Annotated in this window: 16 protein-coding genes; 9 read left to right on the forward strand and 7 right to left on the reverse strand. The window is 38.7% G+C overall.

Annotated elements, in window-relative coordinates:
• Window positions 1–7 precede the first annotated feature (7 nt).
• Window positions 8–1,006, reverse strand: a complete 999-nt coding sequence (locus PR683_RS03755) for a 2-hydroxyacid dehydrogenase (RefSeq protein ID WP_004910756.1) — start codon at window positions 1,004–1,006, stop codon at window positions 8–10.
• Between the two features lie 234 nt (window positions 1,007–1,240).
• Between PR683_RS03755 and PR683_RS03760 the strand changes: the two genes are divergently transcribed.
• Genes PR683_RS03760 through PR683_RS03770 form a run of 3 tightly spaced genes read left to right on the forward strand, consistent with a single transcriptional unit; the run spans window position 1,241 to window position 4,388 of the window.
• Window positions 1,241–3,838, forward strand: coding sequence for a YdbH family protein (locus PR683_RS03760; RefSeq protein ID WP_272581675.1), 2,598 nt, complete (start codon window positions 1,241–1,243; stop codon window positions 3,836–3,838).
• An 11-nt stretch (window positions 3,839–3,849) separates the two neighbouring features.
• Window positions 3,850–4,062: a YnbE family lipoprotein gene (locus tag PR683_RS03765; RefSeq protein ID WP_102140371.1), complete on the forward strand. Its 213-nt coding sequence runs from the start codon at window positions 3,850–3,852 to the stop codon at window positions 4,060–4,062.
• Window positions 4,059–4,388: a YdbL family protein gene (locus PR683_RS03770; protein ID WP_004910759.1), complete on the forward strand. Its 330-nt coding sequence runs from the start codon at window positions 4,059–4,061 to the stop codon at window positions 4,386–4,388. Before PR683_RS03765 ends, PR683_RS03770 begins: the two co-directional genes overlap by 4 nt.
• A gap of 80 nt (window positions 4,389–4,468) precedes the next feature.
• Here the strand turns inward: PR683_RS03770 and PR683_RS03775 are convergent, their stop codons facing one another.
• Window positions 4,469–5,068 (reverse strand): FMN-dependent NADH-azoreductase, encoded by a 600-nt coding sequence (locus PR683_RS03775; RefSeq protein ID WP_198634931.1) that lies wholly within the window; start codon window positions 5,066–5,068, stop codon window positions 4,469–4,471.
• Window positions 5,069–5,282: 214 nt separating this feature from the next.
• On the opposite strand from PR683_RS03775, the gene hrpA reads away from it, so the two are divergent.
• Window positions 5,283–9,182 (forward strand): ATP-dependent RNA helicase HrpA, encoded by a 3,900-nt coding sequence (gene hrpA, locus PR683_RS03780; protein WP_272581676.1) that lies wholly within the window; start codon window positions 5,283–5,285, stop codon window positions 9,180–9,182.
• Window positions 9,183–9,465: 283 nt separating this feature from the next.
• Here the strand turns inward: hrpA and PR683_RS03785 are convergent, their stop codons facing one another.
• Complete coding sequence (locus tag PR683_RS03785; protein ID WP_371021248.1) at window positions 9,466–10,806, reverse strand: basic amino acid/polyamine antiporter; 1,341 nt, start codon at window positions 10,804–10,806, stop codon at window positions 9,466–9,468.
• A 353-nt stretch (window positions 10,807–11,159) separates the two neighbouring features.
• Window positions 11,160–12,110 carry a DUF1471 family protein YdgH gene (ydgH, locus tag PR683_RS03790; RefSeq protein ID WP_109912180.1) on the reverse strand — a complete coding sequence of 317 codons (951 nt, stop codon included), beginning with the start codon at window positions 12,108–12,110 and terminating at the stop codon, window positions 11,160–11,162.
• Between the two features lie 385 nt (window positions 12,111–12,495).
• Here ydgH and pntA point away from each other — a divergent pair, with 385 nt between their 5' ends.
• Entirely contained in the window at window positions 12,496–14,025 is a 1,530-nt protein-coding gene (pntA, locus tag PR683_RS03795; RefSeq protein ID WP_209101478.1) for a Re/Si-specific NAD(P)(+) transhydrogenase subunit alpha, read from the forward strand.
• A 13-nt stretch (window positions 14,026–14,038) separates the two neighbouring features.
• A complete protein-coding gene (pntB, locus tag PR683_RS03800) occupies window positions 14,039–15,427 on the forward strand; it encodes a Re/Si-specific NAD(P)(+) transhydrogenase subunit beta (RefSeq protein ID WP_004910772.1) in 1,389 nt (462 codons plus the stop codon).
• Window positions 15,428–15,558: 131 nt separating this feature from the next.
• On the opposite strand, the gene PR683_RS03805 is transcribed toward pntB, so the two are convergent.
• Window positions 15,559–16,755 carry an MFS transporter gene (locus tag PR683_RS03805; RefSeq protein ID WP_004910773.1) on the reverse strand — a complete coding sequence of 399 codons (1,197 nt, stop codon included), beginning with the start codon at window positions 16,753–16,755 and terminating at the stop codon, window positions 15,559–15,561.
• A gap of 167 nt (window positions 16,756–16,922) precedes the next feature.
• On the opposite strand from PR683_RS03805, the gene PR683_RS03810 reads away from it, so the two are divergent.
• The gene (locus tag PR683_RS03810; protein WP_109912182.1) at window positions 16,923–17,555 is read left to right on the forward strand and encodes a TetR/AcrR family transcriptional regulator; all 633 of its coding nucleotides are present in this window, start codon (window positions 16,923–16,925) and stop codon (window positions 17,553–17,555) included.
• Window positions 17,556–17,604: 49 nt separating this feature from the next.
• Here the strand turns inward: PR683_RS03810 and uspE are convergent, their stop codons facing one another.
• Both uspE and PR683_RS03820 read right to left on the reverse strand, forming a co-directional pair.
• The gene (gene uspE / locus PR683_RS03815; RefSeq protein WP_004910778.1) at window positions 17,605–18,552 is read right to left on the reverse strand and encodes a universal stress protein UspE; all 948 of its coding nucleotides are present in this window, start codon (window positions 18,550–18,552) and stop codon (window positions 17,605–17,607) included.
• Between the two features lie 125 nt (window positions 18,553–18,677).
• On the reverse strand, window positions 18,678–19,433 hold the full coding sequence (locus tag PR683_RS03820; RefSeq protein ID WP_004254821.1) for an FNR family transcription factor: 756 nt from the start codon (window positions 19,431–19,433) through the stop codon (window positions 18,678–18,680).
• A gap of 364 nt (window positions 19,434–19,797) precedes the next feature.
• On the opposite strand from PR683_RS03820, the gene PR683_RS03825 reads away from it, so the two are divergent.
• Together PR683_RS03825 and PR683_RS03830 are read left to right on the forward strand one after the other, a co-directional pair.
• Window positions 19,798–20,808 carry an NAD(P)H-quinone oxidoreductase gene (locus PR683_RS03825; protein WP_272581677.1) on the forward strand — a complete coding sequence of 337 codons (1,011 nt, stop codon included), beginning with the start codon at window positions 19,798–19,800 and terminating at the stop codon, window positions 20,806–20,808.
• A 404-nt stretch (window positions 20,809–21,212) separates the two neighbouring features.
• Window positions 21,213–23,153, forward strand: a complete 1,941-nt coding sequence (locus tag PR683_RS03830) for a pyridoxal phosphate-dependent decarboxylase family protein (protein WP_198634963.1) — start codon at window positions 21,213–21,215, stop codon at window positions 23,151–23,153.
• The last annotated feature ends 5 nt before the right edge of the window (window positions 23,154–23,158 follow it).

Raw genomic sequence — 23,158 nt, forward strand, 5'->3', positions numbered from 1 at the left:
GACCCAACTATGCGTTAACAATATTAGGGCAAATTTCCCCGCGACTTATTTGACGGATATTATTAAGCGTAGTTTGACTGATGCTTGTTAATGCTTCTTCCGTTAAAAACGCTTGATGCCCTGTAAACAATACGTTGTGGCAAGAGGAAAGCCGACGAAAAACATCATCTTGTATGACATCATTAGATTTATCTTCGAAAAATAAATCGCGCTCATTTTCATATACATCCATACCTAAAGCGCCAATTTTCTGCGATTTTAGTGCATTAATTGCCGCAACAGAATCGACTAATGCGCCTCGGCTTGTATTGATGATCATGACGCCATTTTTCATCTTCTTGAAGGCATTTTCATCGAGTAAGTGATGATTTTCTGGTGTTAATGGACAATGAAGAGAAATAATATCTGATTGCTCATATAAAGTATCTAAGTCAACATATTCAGCACCCAAATCTAAAACAGCTTGGTTCGGGTAGGGGTCATGTGCGAGTAAACGCATTCCGAATCCCTTTAAAATACGTAGTGTTGCTTGACCAATTTTTCCTGTGCCGATAATACCCGCAGTGCGGTTATGCATATTAAAGCCTGTTAATCCCTCGAGAGAGAAATTTGCATCTCGAGTACGCTGGTACGCACGGTGGATCCTGCGATTAAGACATAGCATCATACCAACAGCATGTTCGGCGACAGCTTCAGGAGAATAAGCGGGCACGCGGACAACCTGAATACCTAATTCTTTAGCTGCTTGTAAATCAACGTTGTTAAAGCCAGCACAACGTAAAGCTAAAATTCGAATATTTAGTGCGGCAAGCTCTTCCAAAACAGCGCGATTAGCTTCGTCGTTAACGAAAATACAGATGGCATCGGCACCAACCGCATTTTTAGCGGTTTGAACCGTCAATGGAAAATCAAAATATTCAATACTAAAATTAAATCCAGAATTTTGATTAACTTGTTCCATGTGCTTGCGGTCATACTGTTTGGTACTATAAGAAACAATTTTCATCATAAAGACTCCAATTTTTAGGAACCAATTAGAAAAGAGTAGGTAAAAAGGTGTACCTACAAAATATAAACTCAGAATAAGGCAATTAAGTTTGTAAATCACCTATAAATTAAGAAAATAGGTATCTGTTTACGATTGAATGTGGTTTATCTTTGTTAGTATCACGTTTAATAAGAAAATTTTGCTGAAAATTATCACGTGCGCTATAGAACAATTCGAACAAGGGACGCAGTAATGCAGTTAATAAAAAGAGCATTCAGAACATTACTCTACTTTTTGGGTGGAAGCGCTGCTCTCTTAATACTCTTATGGATAACGATATCCCACTGGGTGCCAGTTGTCGCATCGCACTATCTTCCTAAGCCACTTAAACTTTCATTTTCAGAACCAAGAATTAGTTATGGTCAATTGGATATAGCAAGTATCAGTATAACAGCAAACAATTGCACTTTGGTTCAATTGAATAGCACAAGGTTTTCTGTCTTTCCCTTGCATGCTATTGTGGATGGTCTTGATGTTAAAACTGAATGTTTAAGTGCTCTTGAGCCAACTAATGAAACAGTTAATGAACCGATTAATATTGCAGAGTTTATCGATAATCTCCCTGTTTTTTCATTAGTTATAAATAATACCAATATACAACCATGGAGTGATTACCAAGGTAGTATCTGGTTGCGTAAAAATCAGGTTAACTCTCTACAGTTTGATTTTAGAGGGGTTAATTTAAGATTATCATCTTTAATTACGGCTGAGCATCAATTGGTTATTAAAGATTTCTCTGCGTACCTACCAGAACAAAAGCAAACAATAGAGTTATTTGGTGATGTTCAATTGCCATTAATGGCTAATCAATTTCCCGAAAAGGGGGAATTGAATGCTTACTTTAAGTTAATCAACCCAGAAAAATTTTTACTGGCTGAATTTGGTTGGGTGAATGGCCAAGGGGTATTAACGGTCAAGGATACAGAAACACAAGAAGAATTACTTTATCTACCATGGGCGCTAACACCATCTAACATACAGATATCTCAAGGAAAATGGCAATGGAAAGAAGCAGATATTCCTTTGCAGGGGGGAGTTAATTTTCAAGTCGATAACTGGGATAAAACGTTAAGTGAAATGGTTTTCTCAGGGCGTGTCAATATGCTTACACAAGCGAAGAAAGGTAAAGCTAATATTGTTTTAACACTGCCAGCCACTCAAATAGACTTACTCGATACGAATATTAATTTTAGTTTAAATGGCCAAGTTAAATATGATGACATGGTGCTGGATATTAATTTACCCGCTAAGCTTTCAGGTCAGCTAGCAGCCCCAAAAATTTCTTTTTTATCCAGTTCATTATTAAGAGCTTATGGCCGCCTTTCTGAAACACTTGTTCTGAATGAAGTTAGATTACCACTCGCGGGAACATCATTAAGTGAAGATGGTATTTCAGGGCGTTTACAAGCTATCCTTAAGGTTAAAGAACAGTACTGGGGAGATTTCGACATTCATTTGGATGGTAAAGCCAATAAGTTTGCTTTAGATAAGGGAAAATGGTTTTGGAATTATTGGGGAAATGCCAATTTGCCTTCATTATCAGCTAATTGGGATATTAAGGGTAATGGGAGTTGGCAGGACACTTTAATCACATTAAATAGCTTAAATACAGGGTTTGACCAAATACAATATGGGCTCTTATCGATGAGAGCTCCACGCTTACAGCTAAGTAAGCCATTGGTTTGGCAGCGTGATCAGAATAAAGCCAATTTTAATGGAAAATTACAGCTTACCAGTGAACGGATGCAATTCGGTACTGAAAGTTATCTGCCAAGGATCACATTAAACGCAGATCTTAGTGGAAAATCTCCTGCTGAATTTCAACTTAAAGGCGATTTAAGTACTAAAGATGTAGGGCCAATAGTCATTTTTGGGCGCTGGGACGGTGAAAGATTAAGAGGGGAAGCTCGTTGGCCTGAACAGTCGGTCACGGCTTTTCAAACGTTAATTCCTGCTGACCTTGGTATTGAATTAAAACAAGGAAAATTATTTTCTCAAGCCGCTTTTTCAATAACGCCGGAAGATGGTTTTATTGCAGGAGGACACTGGCGCGTAGAGAATACTAGTCTTTGGTTAAAAGATGGCGAATTATCAGGATTAGATTTTGTTTTACCGTGGCGTTTAAAACAAAGTACTTGGACTTTGGGCGCTAAAGCACCTGTTGAGTTGCGTATTAAGCAGCTCAATAATTTATTCGAATTAACTGATATTAAAGCAGATCTCTCTGGTTCTTATCCGCCAACGGAAAATTCGCCATTAAAACTGACTAATGTAGGCTTTAAAACATTAGGGGGTGAAATATCGATGGATTTACTGCGTTGGCCACAAACTCAAGCCGCTACGATAAAATTAAGGCAGATTGAACTTAGCCAGTTATTTACCATACTAAGAGTGTCGCAATTTGCTGTTTCCGGTAAAGTTAATGGTGAATTACCTTTTTATTTAAATAACCCAGAATGGATAGTTAAAGATGGATGGTTAGAAAATAGTGGGCCATTAACATTACGATTAGATCCCCAATTTGTTGATTCTATCCGAGAAGATAATATATCTGCAGGTTCCGCAATGGGGTGGTTACAATATTTGGAAATAAAACGCAGCCGTACAGATGTTAATGTTACAAATTTAGGGATGTTAAAGATGACAACAATCCTTGAAGGGTATAACACGCAAGAAAAGAAAAAACGTGAAGTTCATTTGCATTATCAACATGAAGAAAATATCTTTCAATTATGGCGTAGTTTACGATTTGGTAGCTCTTTAGAAGAGTGGTTGGAAAAAAATTTATAATGAGCATAAGAATGAACGTGAAAATATTAAAATTCACTACAGCTATATCGATCGCATTGTTGTTATCAGCTTGCTTGCGAGTTGAGGTCGCAACACCGGATAAGCCCATCAATATTAATATGAATGTAAAAATTGAACATGAAATCCAAATAAAAGCGGATAGGCAAGTAGAAGAATTATTGAAAGAAAATAGTGATTTGTTCGGTGAGGTAAATCCTAAATGAGTCGAATTATCAAGGTACTAGCACTATGTTCATTATTGACTGCTTTTCAGACGATAGCAATTACGGTTGATGAAGCCAAAGAAACAGGCCTATTAGGGGAAACACTGTCGGGCTATTTAGCTCCGATTAATACGAGTAACCAGGAGGCAACTAAGCTAGCAGCACAAATTAACCAAGAACGAGAAAAAAGATACAGCGAAATTGCTGCAAAAAATAACCTAAAAACAAATGAGGTCGCTAGGATAGCAGGGCAAAAACTCGTAGAACGGGCAAGTCCTGGGGAGTTTGTGCGTGGCATTAATGGCCAATGGTTACAAAAGAAATAAAAAGCGCACTCAGAAAGTGCGCAAAATATAACAATGGTAGCTTTGGGTTTTAATAATATATGACTTAAAAAGACTATATCTTAAGCGATAATAGTATTTATATGGTTTTGTGCTTGTTGATGTGCTCGTTCAACGGACTCTTGGCCTAACGATGTTCCTTCAGCAAAAATGAACTCAACGTCTGTAATGCCAATGAAATCTAAAAATAATGTTAAATAAGGCACCATGGTATCTGTTGGTGTACCTTTATAGATACCACCTCGACTCGTTAATACATAGGCACGCTTGTCTTTTAATAAGCCAACAGAACCTTGTTCTGTATATTTAAACGTGTGCCCTGAGCGAGCGATAAAGTCGAAGTAATGTTTTAAATGAGAAGAAATCGTAAAGTTATACATTGGAGCTGTAATAACAATCACATCGTGAGCTTTAATTTCATCAATCAACGTATTTGACAGGTCTAAATGTGCTTGTTGTTGTTCTGTTTTCGTGTCACTCGGGCTAAAAGCTGCTAAAATTTCACCGTCAATCGCTGGAATTGGCTCTTTGACTAAATCTCGTACAGTTACTGTATCTGCTGAGTGTTTTTCCTGCCATTGTTGAATAAAGTAATCTGCCATTTTATTGCTTTGTGAATAGTCAGCCAGAATACTTGATTTCAATAGTAATACTTTACTCATGTGTTCCTCTATTTTTAGGTAAAACTTTATTGGTAATGATACGTAAGGTGTAACTGATTGATAGGAAAAAAATTAGATAGCCTTCTTCAAAAAAATTGATGGTATTTTTATGTGATAATAACAATTAAAAATAAAAACGAAATTTAGCCCTTACAAATTGCGAAGTGGATTGGCTAGCGTGTATTGAAATTTATTAAAGATAAGGATTTAACAGGTGAAATCCATTCTGACAGCATTAACCGCTGATATTGGACAAACTTCATTACGTGACCAATGGTTACTAAAGAAAAGAGTGCAAGGTATTGCAAAGATCCAGAACGAAAAATCGCGCTCTGCGGTACTTGACGCTATTAAAATAGATATTGAAAAGGCCAAACAAAAAGTTGAAATTAAACGATTAAATGTGCCTAAAATTGTGTATCCGGATAATTTACCCGTCAGCCAGAAAAAAGAGGTTATTTTAGATGCCATTAAAAAGCATCAAGTAGTTATTGTTGCAGGTGAAACGGGCTCCGGAAAGACCACCCAAATTCCAAAAATTTGTCTAGAACTTGGCAGAGGGGTCCTAGGATTTATAGGCCACACTCAGCCAAGACGTTTAGCCGCACGCTCAGTCGCGACACGTCTTGCTCAAGAACTTGAATGTGAATTAGGTTCAAATGTTGGCTATAAAGTGCGATTTAGTGACCAAGTGAGTGAAACAACTCAAGTCAAATTGATGACTGATGGTATCTTGCTTGCGGAACTACAAAATGACAAATTGCTGTTGCAGTATGACACTATTATCATCGATGAAGCTCACGAAAGAAGCCTCAATATCGACTTTATTTTAGGTTATTTACGTCAATTATTACCAAGACGCCCTGATTTAAAAGTTATTATTACATCAGCAACTATTGACCCAGAACGTTTTTCGAAACACTTTAATCATGCTCCGATTGTTGAAGTGTCTGGCCGTACCTATCCGGTTGAAGTCCGTTATCGTCCTATTATGGGAGATCAGAACGATAGCGACCGTGACCAAATAGATGGGATTATAGATGCAGTAAATGAGCTATCTGTTGAAGGTAATGGCGATATATTGATTTTTATGAGTGGTGAGCGGGAAATTCGTGATACCGCAGATGCGTTATCAAAACTTTCTTTACGTCATACTGAAATCTTACCATTATTCGCAAGGCTTTCTAATAGTGAGCAAAATCGCATCTTTCATCCTCATGGAGGACGTCGGATCATTCTTGCAACAAACGTAGCAGAAACATCATTAACTGTACCTGGTATCAAATATGTCATTGATACCGGTTATGCACGTATTAGTCGTTATAGTTACCGTACAAAAGTACAGCGTCTCCCTGTTGAAGCTATCTCTCAGGCTTCCGCTAATCAACGTAAAGGGCGCTGTGGCCGTGTTTCCGATGGGATTTGTATTCGTTTATATTCAGAAGATGACTTTCTATCACGCCCAGAGTTTACAGACCCTGAAATTTTACGGACGAATTTAGCATTAGTTATATTACAAATGACTTCTATTGGTCTTGGTGATATTTCTGCATTTCCATTTGTAGAGGCTCCAGATAAACGTAATATCCAAGATGGTGTGAAATTACTGGAAGAGCTAGGTGCAATTAAGTCCCACAAACAGGCAGATAAAGGCTATCAATTGACAGATACAGGTCGGCAGCTAGCTCAGCTTCCTGTTGACCCAAGACTTGCTCGGATGGTGATTGAAGCACGTAAACATGGTGCAGTACGTGAGACAATGGTGATTGTTTCTGCATTATCAATTCAAGATCCGCGGGAGAGACCGTTAGATAAACAGCAAGCTGCTGATGAAAAACATCGCCGTTTCCATGATAAGCAATCAGATTTCTTAGCCTTTTTAAATCTTTGGGATTACTTAAAAGAACAACAAACGCAGCTTTCTAACGCCCAATTTAGAAAAATGTGCCGCCAAGATTTTCTCAATTATTTACGTATTCGAGAGTGGCAAGATTTATATACTCAGCTGAGGCAAGTGGTAAAAGAGCAAGGTTTTGCAATTAATAGTTCTGAGGCTGATTTTCGAAGTATTCACGTTTCGCTATTGGCTGGGTTACTTTCACATATTGGTCAAAAAGATGCCGATAAACACGAATTCACTGGGGCTAGGAATGCACGTTTTACTATTTTCCCAGGTTCGGGGTTGTTTAAAAAACCACCAAAATGGACAATGGTTGCGGAACTTGTTGAAACATCGAAATTATGGGGAAGAATTGCCGCATCCATCGATGTTGAGTGGGTTGAACCCTTAGCTGAACATTTAACTAAACATAGTTATAGTGAGCCTCATTGGTCAAAATCTGAAGGCGCGGTAATGGCATCCGAAAAAGTGACTCTATATGGGCTACCTATTGTTGCGTCAAGGCAGGTTAACTATGGGAATATTGACCCATTACTATGCCGTGAGTTATTCATTCGTCACGCTTTGGTTGAAGGGGATTGGGTCACTCGCCACGCATTCTTTAAAGAAAATCTGAAATTATTATCAGAAGTAGAGGATTTGGAGCATAAATCACGTCGACGTGACATTTTAGTTGATGATGAAACATTATTTGCATTTTATGACCAACGTATCCCGAATGATGTGATTTCTTCCCGTCATTTTGATAATTGGTGGAAAACAGCATCTAAGCAACAATCTGACCTGTTAAGCTTTGAAAAAAGTATGCTGATTAAAGAGGATGCCAGCAATGTTTCGGCACTTGATTACCCTAACTATTGGCATCAAGGAGATTTAAAATTTCGGTTGAGTTACCAATTTGAACCTGGAACTGATGCTGATGGTGTGACGGTACATATACCTCTTGCTGTATTAAATCAGGTTCAGAATATTGGCTTTGATTGGCAAGTTCCTGGGCTGCGTCATGAGCTAATCGTTGCTTTAATTAAATCACTACCTAAACCTATTAGACGAAATTTTGTCCCTGCACCTAATTATGCTTCTGCATTTTTAGAACGAGTGCCAGAGCCTGAAGGCAGCGTATTGGATAAACTTGAACGTGAATTACGCCGTATGACAGGTGTCACTGTTGAACGTGAATCATGGCAATTAGCGCAGCTTCCAGCCCATTTAATAATGACGTATCGTGTTGTGGGTGACAAAAATAAAACCGTTGCGGAAGGGCAAAATCTTGATGAGCTAAAAAATAGCTTAAAAGAAAAAGTGCAAGAAACGTTATCTGAAGTTGTGGATGACGGTATTGAGCAACACGGGTTACATATTTGGAGTTTTGGCGAATTACCTCAACGTTATGAGCAAAAAAGAGGCGGATATTCCGTTAAAGCTTATCCTGCGTTAGTCGATGAGAAAAATAGCGTTGGTATCAAGGTATTTGAAACCGAATTGGAACAACAGCAAGCAATGTGGGCCGGAGTGCGTCGGTTATTGCTGTTAAACATTCCATCGCCAATTAAATATCTACATGAAAAATTACCAAATAAATCAAAATTAGGTCTGTATTTTAACCCTTATGGTAAGGTATTAGAGTTAATTGATGACTGTATTGCTTGTGGCGTCGACCAAATAATTGCTGATTTTGGTGGTGCGGTATGGGATGAAGTGCAGTTTGAAAAACTGAAAGAGTTTGCACGTGCAGAATTAAATGATGTGGTTGTTAATATTGCTAAGCAAGTTGAACAAATATTAACAGCGGTGTTTGCTATCAATAAACGTCTAAAAGGGCGGGTTGATTTTTCGATGGCGATAGCGTTATCGGATATAAAAACACAAATGTCGAATTTGGTATTTAAAGGCTTTGTGACCACTCATGGTTGGAAGCGCTTACCTGATATTCTTCGTTATTTAAATGGAATAGAGCGGAGATTAGAAAAATTAGCGATTGACCCTAACCGAGATCGTGCTCAAATGAGTAAGGTAGAGCATGTTCAGAATATGTGGCAACAATGGCTAGCTAAATTATCTCCAATTCAGAGAAATATGCCAGAAGTTCAAGAAATTCGTTGGATGATTGAAGAATTGCGAGTTAGCTTGTTTGCCCAACAGCTTGGAACACCATACCCAATTTCGGATAAACGCATTATGCAGTTGATGGAACACTTATCACAACAGCTGTAAGAACTATTATTTTTTACTCATTGGCGCTTCACATATTGTTTATGTGAAGCGTTTTTTATTTTAGTTAATCTTGGCTTATTTAGTTACAACATACTAAAGGAAATTAAAAATATAAACTTTCGAGTTCGTACAACAGTCATTTTCACTAAAATAAGAGAGCGAAAAATAGTGAAAGAGGTGGGGGTAATAGAAAATTATTGGGCTATTAAGCGACCAGGGACTAGGATTTTGCAGCAGATTAGGGCTTAAATTTACTCATAAAAATTAAGCCCTTTATATAAGACTAGGCAACCAAATAATAGAGCGCAGGAATAGCGGCTATCGCAATGGCATATGCCATAATTTTTTCAATCGCTTTTAATGGCATTTGGTTGGTTTGCTGCTGACGAGCATAGAAAAAGACCAAAATACCTGGAGCATACAAAACGACAGATAATAGCAAATTAATTAACCCTGATGCATAAAGCAGCCATAAACCATAAAGGCTGGCAATAGCTCCAACGGCAAGTAATGCTTTATTATGACGTTCAAAAGCCACTTTTACTAAAAATGCGCCAACAAGGAAATAAGGGACTAAAATCATTTCAGAGGCGATGGTAAGCAATGTGTTGTAATTACTCCCACTAAGCCAAATAAGAACCAAAGATAGTTGTACTGCACCATTGGTGAGCCATAAAGAAGATGATGGTGCATCATTTTTATTTAATTTGTTGAATATTTTAGGGAATGATTGATATTGGGCTGCGATATAAGGTACTTCCGCAGCCATAATAGTCCAGCTTAGATAAGCCCCACAAACGGAAATAATTAGGCCTGCCGCAATAATAATATCACCACTCGAACCAATTAAATTTACCATGAGCGGAGCCATGGATGGGTTTTTTATTTCTGCGAGTTCAGCTCTAGGCATGATACCTAGGGAAAGTAAGGTAACAAGAATGTAGATAATTAATGCAGAACTTACTGCAAAAATTGTTGCTAAGCCAACATCACGGCGATTTTTAGCTCTAGCAGAAACGACAACAGCACCTTCGATACCAATAAATACCCAGAGTGTAATCAGCATGGTATCTTTAACTTGTTCCCAAACCGGAACACCAAATTCGATACCACTAAAATCTGCATTGAAAATATCAAGTTTAAACGCAAAAAAAGCCAATACAATAAATAAGCCAAGAGGAACCAATTTTGCCATTGTAGCAAGTTTATTAATCCCAGCGGCTGTCTGTACCCCTCGAAGAACTAAATAATGAACAAACCAGAGAAGTATGGACTCTCCGATTAGAGCTTGCCATGTATTCCCATCACCAAAAACAATGTTATCAGGCGTATCCGTAAAAAAACTGATTGCTGCGAATACGATAACGAGATAAGACACATTGGCAACTACCGCACATAGCCAATACCCCCAGGCTGAACAAAAACCAATTAATTCCCCGAAGCCGACTTTTGCGTAAGTAAATATTCCACCGTCAAGGTCAGGACGTATGCGGGAAAGTAACAATAGGGCAAATGCTAAAAAGAGGATACCCACACCTGTAATTGACCAACCAATTATTAATGCGAGTGGGCTGGCAACTTCCGCCATATTTTGAGGGAGACTAAAAACACCGGCGCCAACCATTGAGCTAAGAACTAGCGCTGTTAGTGCGGTAAGACTCAAAGTATTTTTCAAAGTAAATCCTGAACGTTCAGAAATCAAAAGTTAAAATGACGTTAAAATGCCATTGCAATAATTAGTTTAACTAGTAGCCATTAAAAAAGCAGATAGAATGACTACATGTTTTCATAGGTGTGGATTCTACGAACGAAATGACAGATATGCAATGGCAATGTATGCATTTTTAAAGATGTTTTATGCACTTTTTTAAAAGAATGGAAGTGAATAGAGCCAAAGAAAATAAATAACGTAAAGAGAAAGTATAAAAACAAAAAAACCAGCCGAGTAGGCTGGTTTTAACATCACGTAATACTGGGTTATTTAAACAAGTCAGCACTGATGGTGACACTTCCACCATTAGATTGCCATTCTCTTGTAATATGGAAATACTTAGCCCCTTTAGCTTCAGCACGTTTTGCTATTTGGTAACGTACTTCTGGCGTATTGGTGTAATATCCTGAGAATGTAATAGAGTCAAATGGAACCATTTGAGCTGCTGCTGTTTTGTTCACTTCTTCAATAACATAGCCACTTGGCAGAGTCACACTAGTACGACCTGGCTGGCTGCTAGAGGTTTCAAAGAAACGACCGACTGCGCTTGTTGGCTCTTCAGAAGATGCAACACCTGGGATACGTACTTTTTTAGCTGCTTCACCGCCTTCAGCTAATAGAGCTCGACCAGCTTCTGAATCAGCAGGAACCACTGCGTCTTCATTAAGTACTTGTCGTTTCGGGGCATCTTTCTTATAGATGTAAGCCGTTGCTAATGTGTTTCCACCATCATTCATTGCGATATTACGAACCACATAGAATGAGGCTGCATTTTTTTCAAGGGCTTTTTTAGCAATAGCCTCATAGAGGTCTGGTTGAGAAGGGTAAAAACCGCTTACCGTAACAGTATCAAAAGGCTCATATTCTGTTGCGTCAGTTTTTGACATTTCTTCAACACCACCGAATACACGACGTTTCGGTGTACCAACTTCTGGTGCATCTTTTGCGTAGACATCTGCAACAACACGCATGTTGCCGCTATCACCTACATCATCAAGGCTTTGAATGTAAAAGGCATATGCCCCCATTTTATCAGCCCTACGGGAGACTGCATCGGATGCTTCATAAATAGCATTAAAGCGCCCGGTAACTGTTATACGCTCATAAGGTTTTAATTCAGTAGCCTGTTTTGGCGTCAATTCAACAGCCGCCTGAGTAGCAGTTATACTAGTTAATGATAACACCGCGGCTGCGATGACCGTAGTTTTCAGCTTCATACAAAATCCTTCCGCCTTGCGCAATTTATTATAAACATGCTGAATCTTAGTTGTATCACATGTACGTGATTATTACACGTAACGGAACCCGTTGTCTCATGATTTTCTTTTTATGAGAAATAAATAATTATTGACTAGTTAAATTTACCAGATTTTTTAAAGTATCCAGTATTTTATTGACCTAAAACTAAGATTTTCACTGCGAATTCCATTTACTGTCTAAGAATCGAGATCAATTATGGATCAAGAAGCTTATTTTCAGTAGGTTATTAGAACATTAAAAATCTGTTTATGCACAAAATAAGACTTTTCTCTGTGATGATAGTCATTATTTTAGCAAACACTCTATTAACAACATTACGTTAGGCATTAAAAAGGGAACATTATGCGTATTGGTATACCAAGAGAAAGACTTGCCAATGAAGCGCGTGTTGCAGCTACACCATCAACAGTGACTCAACTTCTTAAGTTAGGTTTTTCTGTCTGTGTAGAACAAAATGCGGGTCATTTAGCCAGTTTTGATGATGTAGCATACGAACAAGCGGGGGCAGAAATCGTTGATCGTGATACTGCATTTGCTGCGGATATCGTTTTTAAAGTCAACGCGCCACTGGATGATGAAATTCCTCTGTTAAAAGAAGGGGCAACACTGGTGAGTTTCATTTGGCCGGCACAAAATGCTGAGCTAATGGAAGCGTTAAAAGCTCGGAAAATTAACGTGATGGCGATGGATGCCGTGCCACGTATTTCACGTGCCCAGTCACTTGATGCGCTGAGTTCAATGGCAAACATTGCAGGCTACCGTGCAATTGTTGAAGCTGCTCATGAATTTGGCCGTTTTTTTACGGGGCAAATTACGGCAGCAGGTAAAGTGCCTCCAGCGAAAGTCATGATCATCGGTGCTGGGGTTGCTGGTCTTGCTGCAATTGGTGCAGCAGGTAGCTTAGGCGCTATTGTTCGCGCTTTTGACACTCGCCCTGAGGTGAAAGAGCAAGTTCAGAGTATGGGAGCTGAATTCCTTGAGCTAGATTTCAAAGAAGAGGCTGGTAGTGGCGATGGCTATGCCAAAGTGATGTCAGAAGCATTTATTAAAGCTGAGATGGAATTGTTCGCTGCCCAGGCGAAAGAAGTCGATATCATTGTGACTACGGCACTGATCCCAGGTAAACCCGCTCCTAAATTGATTACCAAGGAAATGGTTGAATCAATGAAACCGGGGAGTGTGGTTGTCGACTTAGCGGCGCAAACTGGGGGAAACTGTGAATTAACTCAAGCAGATAAGTTGGTTGTGACTGACAATGGCGTAAAAATCATTGGCTACACTGATTTACCAAGCCGTTTGCCAACTCAATCATCACAGTTATATGGAACAAACCTTGTTAACTTGATGAAACTGCTATGCAAAGAAAAAGACGGTGAAATCAACATTGATTTTGACGATCTGGTTATTCGCGGTGTCACAGTGATTAAGCAAGGTGAAATCACCTGGCCTGCCCCCCCAATTCAGGTATCTGCTCAACCGCAGGCGAAACCGCAATCGGTTGAAAAAGTTAAAGCGCCTGAGAAAAAGATGTCACCGACGCTGAAATATGGCTTGATGGCATTAGCCATCATCTTGTTTGGTTGGTTCGCTAATTCAGCGCCAAAAGAGTTTTTATCGCACTTTACGGTATTCGCATTAGCTTGTGTGGTCGGTTATTACGTGGTGTGGAATGTCACTCATGCATTGCATACACCGTTAATGTCAGTCACTAATGCTATTTCAGGGATCATCGTCGTGGGCGCCTTGCTCCAGATTGGAAACGGTGGCTGGGTAAGCTTCTTATCCTTTATCGCCATATTGATCGCCAGTATCAATATTTTTGGTGGGTTCACTGTAACCCAACGCATGTTAAAAATGTTTCGTAAAGGGTAAGGGGTAACTTATGTTGTCGAGTGGAATTGTGACAGCAGCTTATATAGTTGCTGCTATCCTATTTATTTTCAGCCTTGCTGGGCTATCCCGTCATGAAAGCTCCCAACGAGGGAATACTTACGGCATCATCGGGATGGCTATTGCATTGGTAGCCACGATTTTAGGTCCTCACAGTGCTAATGTGGGCTGGATGATCGTTGCGATGGTTATTGGTGCAGTGATTGGTATTCGCTTAGCGAAAAAAGTTGAAATGACAGAAATGCCTGAGCTGGTGGCTATTTTACATAGTTTTGTCGGTTTAGCAGCAGTGCTGGTTGGTTTCAACAGCTTTATCGCAAGTGAAGGGCACGCTGATGTTGTGATGGAAAACATTCATTTAACAGAAGTTTTCTTAGGGATCTTCATTGGTGCGGTTACCTTCACTGGCTCAGTGGTCGCTTATGGTAAATTATCAGGAAAAATGTCATCAAAACCGATGATGTTACCTAATCGCCATAAACTGAATTTAGCGGCGTTAGTTGTTTCATTCATTCTGTTAGTGATTTTCGTTAAAACAGAAAGTGTGGGCTTACAAGTCTTCTTGATGCTAATCATGACTGCGATTGCTTTAGCTTTTGGCTGGCATTTAGTGGCATCAATTGGTGGAGCGGATATGCCTGTGGTTGTTTCAATGCTGAATTCTTATTCAGGTTGGGCTGCTGCAGCGGCAGGTTTCATGTTAAGCAATGACTTGTTGATCGTCACAGGGGCATTGGTCGGTTCTTCAGGTGCGATTCTGTCCTATATTATGTGTAAGGCGATGAACCGTTCGTTTATCAGTGTTATTGCAGGAGGCTTCGGTACAGATGGCTCTTCAACAGGCACAGAAGAAGAAATGGGTGAGTACCGTGAAAGCACGGCAGAAGAAGTCGCTGAAATGTTGAAAAATTCAACATCGGTAATTATCACTCCAGGCTATGGTATGGCGGTTGCACAAGCACAATACCCTGTTGCGGATATCACCACTAAACTACGTGAACGTGGTATTAATGTGCGTTTTGGTATTCACCCTGTAGCTGGGCGTTTACCTGGCCATATGAACGTATTATTAGCCGAAGCTAAAGTACCTTATGATATCGTATTGGAAATGGATGAAATTAATGATGATTTCTCTGATACCGATACCGTTCTTGTTATTGGTGCTAACGATACGGTTAACCCAGCGGCTCAAGAAGATCCAAACAGCCCAATTGCAGGTATGCCAGTTCTTGAAGTTTGGAAAGCAAGCAATGTCATTGTATTTAAACGTTCAATGAATACTGGCTATGCTGGGGTACAAAACCCATTATTCTTCAAAGAAAATACGCAGATGTTGTTTGGTGATGCGAAAGATAGCGTTGATGCAATCTTACGTGCATTGTAATTTAATGAGTTATTAATTCATTTCAAAAAAATTAGCAAAGTAAATAAGAAGGGGGGATTGGTTAATTTCAGTCACCCCTTCTTGATATTTGAGAGTTAAATCAGTTTATGTGATGCAGTCTTATAAACGCATCATTTGAGGCAAAATCGAGCGCAATTGGTTAGCCCTCGAGCAAAGGTAAACACTAATAAAAACGCTAGTGTTGATATTATGAGCATGCTCATCATGAGAACTCCGCCATTGAAATTATCCATGACATATCCTCCCACTAAGCTACCAATAGTAATTAAAATTAAAAACATAAAGGTAATCAAAGCTGAACCTTTTTCGGTTAATTCTGGAACATGAACGTGCATCCACATGTTGATTGTTGCAGGAACCATACCCGCAGCAACTCCCCATGAAAAAACAAATATGATACTGGTTGCCCAATTAAAATCTAAAACAGATAATGCGAGAAAAGCTAAGGCCAATAAAAGTGCACTAATCGCAAAATTATAACGAACATTATGTTTTCCGACATAACCTGCCAGTATATTGCCAACGACGCTAGCCACTCCAAAAAAGAGTAATAATGCTGAAATTTGCCCTTCGATAAAGCCTGCGGTTTGTTTAAAGAATACCGTAAAATAATTATAGGCAGAGAAATGTGCTAAAAAAATCAGTGTGAATATAACTAACCCTTTACGTGCAATAGGGTGCGAGGGCATCAATAATAACTCTTTCCATTGCATAGACGAGGACGGCTTTAATGATGGTAAAGAAAAATACTGCATTAAAAATGCGATAGCGCCCGCAATGACTAATGCAATATAAGGTGTTCTCCAACCATAGTTATCAGATAGCCAAGCGCCTAGAGGTACGCCGAGTACGGTAACTAATGTGACTGCCGAAAAAAATATTGTTACGGATGTGGTAATTGACATGTTTTTAGGTGCTAAACGTACGACTAAGCCAGCAGCAACACCCCAAAAACCCCCTAATGCAATTCCTAATGCGAAACGACCTAATAAAACTAAACTAAAATTAGAAGCGAAAGCCGTAATTGCGTTGGCTAATATCATGAGAGCAACTAAGAAAAGTAATACTTGGCGTCTATCGATATTTTTTGCATAAATGGGAACAAATAGGGAGGATACCATACCTGCGATAGATGTGACTGTCACGGTAAGTCCTGCAGTACCTGTTGATATTTGGAAATCATAAGCGATATTATTCAGGACGCTAATCGCTAAAAATTCACCAGTAACAATAATGAAGCAAGCAAAAGTTGCAGATAATAGTGAAAGCCAGTTACCATTGTGCGAAGAAAAATGAGTTGTTGTCATTTGCTTTCCATGAAAATTGAGTTATTTACAAAAAAATAATTTTATAGTGACCGCTATAAAATTATAGTGCTATTCTTTATGCAAATTTAGGCGCTGTCAATTATTTTTGTAGTGACCACTATAAAATAGTTATGGCATCGTGAGTTGACTGCGAGTGAAGTGAGAAGATGAATCAAATAAAACGCGGGCGGCCTAAAGGCTTTGACCAACAAGATGCATTAGCTAAAGCCATGTTACTTTTTTGGCGAAATGGCTATGTTGCAACCTCAATTAGCGATTTAACTCATGAGCTAGGTATCACCGCACCTAGTCTTTACTGTGCTTTTGGTGATAAAGCATCGTTGTTTAATCAATGTATTGATTATTATTTGATGAATGAAGCTTGCCCTATTTTGTCTATCGTAAAGCAAGCTAAAACGGCGAAAATTGCGATTGAATTACTGATGTACGAAAGCGCCAAAAGGCTAATTCAGCCAAACAAACCCGCAGGTTGTATGTTGATTACTGCGGCAATGAATGGGGCGAAGCAAATCGAAGATGTGCAATTAAACGTTCAAGAAAAACGTAAGAGCTATCAAGAGATTCTACTAGAGCGTATGCGCAAAGGTATTGCTGATGGCGATGTTGCACCAGATGCACCGATTGAAGCTATCGTTGATTTTTATATCACGGTAATTGATGGTTTTACCATCCAAGCGTGTGACGGAATTGAACTTGAGAGGCTGAATCAAGTTATTTTTAATGCTATGCAGGTTTGGCCAGTACTTAATTCCAGCCAACATAAACAGAATCAGGATTGAATTGCTCCCCTAGTTAGTGAATTAGGGGGAGCAATTTTTAAATGATTAATTAATCTTCATCAGCAGGGGTGATAGGGCAGACAAAGCCGTCAGGTTTAATCGCTAATAAATCACATTTTAGCTTATCGATGACATGCTCTGCGGTATTCCCCAAAAAGGCCGCTGAAATCCCTGTACGGCCTAAAATACCCAGCACCACAACCCCCGCATGTAATTCTTCACACATGTCAGGAATAATTTTTTCAGGTAGGCCTTCACGGACATGGGTGTACTTTTCATCAATCCCAAATTTTTGCCGTAGCTCTTTCATCGCAATTAAATGTTGGCCACGTAGTGCGTTGTTATATAAGCTCGGGTCGAAATCGGGCAACTCTATGGCAATATTCATTGGCGCAACAGGATATGCGCTTACTAAATGAATTTCCTGTTCTTTAATAATGCGTGTTGCTAAGTCTTTTGTTTTTTCGACCAATTTAATATTGAGGTCATCGTGATAAGATTCCTCATTTGATAAATTAACGGCAACAACCACGGAACCGTGGTCTGGCCATACTTTATCTTTCACCATCCAGACAGGAGCAGGGCATTTTCGGAGTAAATGCCAGTCTAACGGGGTAAAAATAATTGACTCGAAATTATCGGTTTGATGTGCCATTTTCAGTAATAAGTCATGTTCACCACTGATAACTTCCTGAATAATGGCCTCATATGGCTTGTTGTGCCAAATAACTTTAATTTCAATATCAATGCCTGCTTCAAGATAGAAATGAGCTTGTTGTTTGATCCACGCTGCTTTTTGGCTTATTACACCTTTACGCATGGCATTACGCTCTTCAGGGGACAGTAATGTTGTCATGTCATAGGAAAGGTCGTAGATAGGCAAAAACGCTTTTATCCGTCCACCATTACGCTGCACGATGTAGACAGCACGTCTTAATGCAGGTTGATCATCCTGATTTGGGTCAATTGCAACTAGCAGATTTTTATAGTTTGCCATATTGAAATCCTCTCGATACACGGATATTTCCATATAGATAAACTATGATATTGAGATTAAATAGGCAAGAAATCTAGGGAAAAAAATGAAAACGGATCACTGATAACGTGATCCGTTTAGGGATATTAGCATGTAATTGCGGAAACTTTACCAGCAATATCAGTCAGTTTAGCCATATCTTCGATGGTGATATACTTACCTTTAACACTCAGCATGCCACTTTTTTGAAAGCGGCCTAATAAACGGCTGATGGTTTCAACAGTTAATCCAAGATAGTTACCAATATCTCCACGAGTCATGGTCAATCTAAATTCTCTTGGTGAAAAACCGCGTTCTGCAAAGCGGTGTGAGAGGTTAAGAATAAATGCAGCTAAACGTTCTTCCGCATTTTTCTTAGATAATAAAAGGATCATTTCTTGGTCACCTTTAATTTCACCGCTCATTAAACGCATAATTTGCTGACGTAAATTAGGCATTTTGCCTGATAAATCATCTAATGTTTCAAAAGGTATTTCACAAACCATTGATGTTTCAAGTGCTTGTGCAAAACTTGGGTGCTGTGTATGAATGATGGCGTCAAAACCAACAAGGTCTCCAGCTAAATGAAAACCGGTAATTTGCTCATCGCCTTCTTCGGTTATTGTATAGCTTTTTATTGTACCAGAGCGGATGGCATATAATGAACGCAACTCATCGCCTGCTTTAAACAAAGCTTGGCCTTTTTGAATTGGTTTCTTGCGTTCGATGATATTATCAAGTTGATCCAGTTCATGTTCATTCAGCGTAAAAGGAATGCAAAGTTGGCTAATACTGCAGTCCTGGCAATGAATAGCACAACCACCAGACTGGATGCGACGAACAACTCTTTTTTCTGGGATCATATTTAAGGCTCAATCAAGTTAAAATTATTGATATGAGTCAATTTTAACATAAGATAATGCAACTGGTAAGTAGTAATGTATGACAGAATCGACTTAATAAACAAAAAAGCCAATCAGAGAACATGGAAGAAATTAGTGAATTTAGATATTAATGCTAAATTAAAGAAGATTACTAAATATAAAATTTGATATAGATTAAATTTCACCCTCTAAACGATAAAAAGATGACAGATATCACCATTGTAATTAATACTTAAAATTATAGTGCTTGAGCACGAAATATTAAACTAATTAGCATTAATTTAACACGAAAATAAATTTATGAATATCAATTTTTCAAATTAACCTCAATAAGGAGATTATAATGACACTTACTCAACAGTCTTTACCCACTTCGATGACAGTTGTTGACATTATAGAACCTGGTGGGTCAGAAAAGCTGCGATTAATTGATAAACCGTTACCTAGAATTTCTGCAGGGTATTTACTTGTTAAGGTGGAAGCTGCGGGCGTTAATCGTCCTGATATTTTTCAGCGTAAGGGATCTTATCCTCCACCGGCTGGTGCTTCACCGATTATGGGGCTTGAAATTGCAGGAACTATTGTAGGCAAGGCGGATGATGTAGCGGAATGGCAGCTAGGTGATAAAGTTTGTGGGCTGGTTGCTGGGGGCGGTTATGCGGAATATTGTCTAGTGCATAAGCACATCGCCTTACCGTTAGGGAATTTATCTTTTATCGAGGGGGCGGCAATACCTGAAAACTTTTTTACTGTTTGGGCAAACGTTTTTCAAATCGGCAAGTTAAAAAAAGACGAAACAGTACTTATTCACGGGGGAACATCGGGTATTGGTAGTGTGGCGATTATGTTAGCGAAAGCGTTTGGTGCAACAGTGATTACCACTGTTGGTTCTGAGGATAAGGCTGAAGTTGCAAAATCGTTAGGTGCAGATTGTGCTGTTAACTATAGAAAAGATGATTTTGTTGAGGCTACGCTCAATTATACCTCCTCTCGAGGTGTAGATATGGTCGTGGATATTATCGGTGGCGATTATGTTGCAAAAAATTATCAAGTTGCTGCTAAGTTTGGGCGCATTATCCAGATTGGGATGATGAAAGGTAACCCTAAAGAGTTAAATATGATGCCTTTAATGGTAAAAAGATTAACTCATACGGGATCAACAATGCGTTCTCGAACTATTGAAGAAAAAGTTTTGATCGCACAAGAGCTCAAAGAACAAGTTTGGGGGATGTTACAAAAAGGTGAAATTAAACCTGTTATTAACAAATGCTATCCTTTAGACCAAGTAAAAGAAGCTCATGAATATATGGAATCAGGTGATCTTGTTGGTAAAATAGTCCTAATAAACAATTAAATAGAATTTTTCATTCTGGTTTTTATTGTTGTATTACGATATATTTATAATAGTAAAAACCAGTCCATTTATAACAAATAATTTACATAATCAAGTCTTTTTAGCGTAAATATCTCTTTACAGTTAACTAAATTTTGATTTTTTGTGCTCGTCCACAAATTAGAATGAAATTCCAATTGGTTTGTTAATAATTTAATAAAAATAGATTATATCTATAAACAAGTTGGCCATTAACGGTTTGTTTATCAATAAGTAATCCTTAAATGATATTTTTAAATGTATATCATTAATATATTGATATCTTTTATATAAACACAGCCCGTTATGCACTTTCCAATGATATTAAGTTAAGTGACTTAAATGCAACTAGCGGCTGCTAATTGCAGTTTGAAGGTGTAGTAATGATGAATAATTTTAAAAATGCAAAGATGAATGTAGATGCATTGTTTTTAGGCCCTAAATCTGAAAATGCTGTCTTTTTCAAAGAAATGATGGAATATTCAGTGAGTGAACACATGCATTGGCGCTCTAGCTATCATCCAGAAGACCCTGATCTTATCTCTACCGTTGACCGCTATGCCCCTGAATACCGAGATACGTTATATCGTACAGAAGGTATTCTTAATCAACTCTCTTCAAAATTAAAAACAACATCAGTTCCATGGTTCTCTCCACGTTATATGGGCCATATGAATGCAGATACGCTGATGATTTCTAATTTAGCTTATGTTATGGCGATGATGTACAACCCTAATAATTGTGCACAAGAATCTTCTCCGACGACAACCGTTTTAGAAATAGAGGCCGGATTAGATTTATGTGCCATGTTTGGTTATGACGTACAACATGCTTGGGGGCATATTACATCAGGTGGGACAGTAGCTAACTATGAAGGATTATGGGTAGCTAGAAATATTAAAACACTACCGTTGGCGATTATGCAGCATCCAAAATCCCAATACCTACTAAAGGGGAAAACCGAAAAAGAGTTGCTCAATCTTTCAGTGCCTACAGTTCTAGATTTAATTGACGAATTAAAGAAACAGCAAATTTTTGAAGAAATTCGTGATCTGACCTGTCGTGGCGTTGGAATAGAGCAAGGAAAACTCGGTAAGTTATTGGTTCCTCAGTCTAAACACTATTCATGGATGAAAGCGATGGATATTCTTGGTTTAGGCCAACAGAATATTGTGCAACTACCCGTTGATGCAAGTTATCGAACGGATGTGTGTAAAATGCGTGAAACCGTATTTGCATTGATTGAGCAAGAAGAACCTATTTTAGCAGTCGTTGCCGTTATGGGAACCACAGAAACTGGCGCAATTGACAATGTCAAAGAAGTCATTGAGCTACGACGTGAATGTGAGCAACGTTTTGGTGTTTCTTTTTATGTGCATATCGATGCTGCTTATGCGGGATACGCTTGTGCGATGTTTCGTGATGAAGAAAATCAATTTATGGAGTATGAGAATTTAATCCAACGGTATCATAGTGAAGGAATTTTCCCTGAAAATATGGTGTGGCCAAAACGCGATGTGTATGAAAGTTTTAAAGCATTAAGCCAAGCTGATTCTATTACCGTTGACCCTCATAAAGTGGGGTTTATTCCGTATGCGGCGGGGGCAATTTGTATGAAAGATAAGCGGATTGTAGATTTGGTTTCTTACCATGCCGCTTATGTATTTGAAGAAGTGCAAGAAAAACAGCGTAAAGCAGAAAAAACGCAAAATGTATTACTTGGCTCTTCCATCATGGAAGGATCAAAAGCGGGCGCAACCGCCGCAGCGGTATGGGCTGCACACCGCTTAGTCCCATTAAATGTTTTAGGGTATGGAAAAGTGATTGCCGCAGGGATCATCACAGCTAATTGGATGATTGACAAAATTAATCAATGTGAGCCTTTCATTATTGATGAGCGTCAATTTTCAATTATAGCGATGCCTACGCCTGATTTTCATATGATTAACTTTATGTTTCGTGAAATCGGAAACACCTCTTTAGAAAAGCAAAATCAGCTCAATAAGCGGCTATATGAATTATGCTCTTATGCAGCTGGTCGGAGTTATTCTAATGATTTTCTCACCTCATCAACTTCGCTAACTTATGACGAATATGGTGATAATCCATTGAATTTATGTCGAGATGCACAGTTCTCTGATAACGAATGGCATAAAGTGCGGTCAATTTATGTACTACGGGCAGCGATCATGACGCATTGCTTGCGTGATAGGGCACATTTTGAAACCTATTGGGCGGAGTTAAAAAATATCTTTGAAGATAAACTGCAACAACTCATTAATGAAGAAAATAAGTCAAATCATTCCAATTATAAAATTAATATTTAATTGAT

The sequence above is a fragment of the Providencia sp. PROV269 genome (assembly GCF_028477785.1).
Lineage (GTDB): Bacteria > Pseudomonadota > Gammaproteobacteria > Enterobacterales > Enterobacteriaceae > Providencia > Providencia rettgeri.

Coding starts and splice junctions, on each gene's coding strand:
- PR683_RS03755 (WP_004910756.1), bottom strand. CDS start 1,006: ATGAAAATTGTTTCTTATAGTACCAAACAGTATGACCGCAAGCACATG.
- PR683_RS03760 (WP_272581675.1), top strand. CDS start 1,241: ATGCAGTTAATAAAAAGAGCATTCAGAACATTACTCTACTTTTTGGGT.
- PR683_RS03765 (WP_102140371.1), top strand. CDS start 3,850: ATGAACGTGAAAATATTAAAATTCACTACAGCTATATCGATCGCATTG.
- PR683_RS03770 (WP_004910759.1), top strand. CDS start 4,059: ATGAGTCGAATTATCAAGGTACTAGCACTATGTTCATTATTGACTGCT.
- PR683_RS03775 (WP_198634931.1), bottom strand. CDS start 5,068: ATGAGTAAAGTATTACTATTGAAATCAAGTATTCTGGCTGACTATTCA.
- PR683_RS03785 (WP_371021248.1), bottom strand. CDS start 10,806: ATGGTTGGCGCCGGTGTTTTTAGTCTCCCTCAAAATATGGCGGAAGTT.
- ydgH (WP_109912180.1), bottom strand. CDS start 12,110: ATGAAGCTGAAAACTACGGTCATCGCAGCCGCGGTGTTATCATTAACT.
- pntA (WP_209101478.1), top strand. CDS start 12,496: ATGCGTATTGGTATACCAAGAGAAAGACTTGCCAATGAAGCGCGTGTT.
- PR683_RS03805 (WP_004910773.1), bottom strand. CDS start 16,755: ATGACAACAACTCATTTTTCTTCGCACAATGGTAACTGGCTTTCACTA.
- PR683_RS03810 (WP_109912182.1), top strand. CDS start 16,923: ATGAATCAAATAAAACGCGGGCGGCCTAAAGGCTTTGACCAACAAGAT.
- uspE (WP_004910778.1), bottom strand. CDS start 18,552: ATGGCAAACTATAAAAATCTGCTAGTTGCAATTGACCCAAATCAGGAT.
- PR683_RS03820 (WP_004254821.1), bottom strand. CDS start 19,433: ATGATCCCAGAAAAAAGAGTTGTTCGTCGCATCCAGTCTGGTGGTTGT.
- PR683_RS03825 (WP_272581677.1), top strand. CDS start 19,798: ATGACACTTACTCAACAGTCTTTACCCACTTCGATGACAGTTGTTGAC.
- PR683_RS03830 (WP_198634963.1), top strand. CDS start 21,213: ATGAATAATTTTAAAAATGCAAAGATGAATGTAGATGCATTGTTTTTA.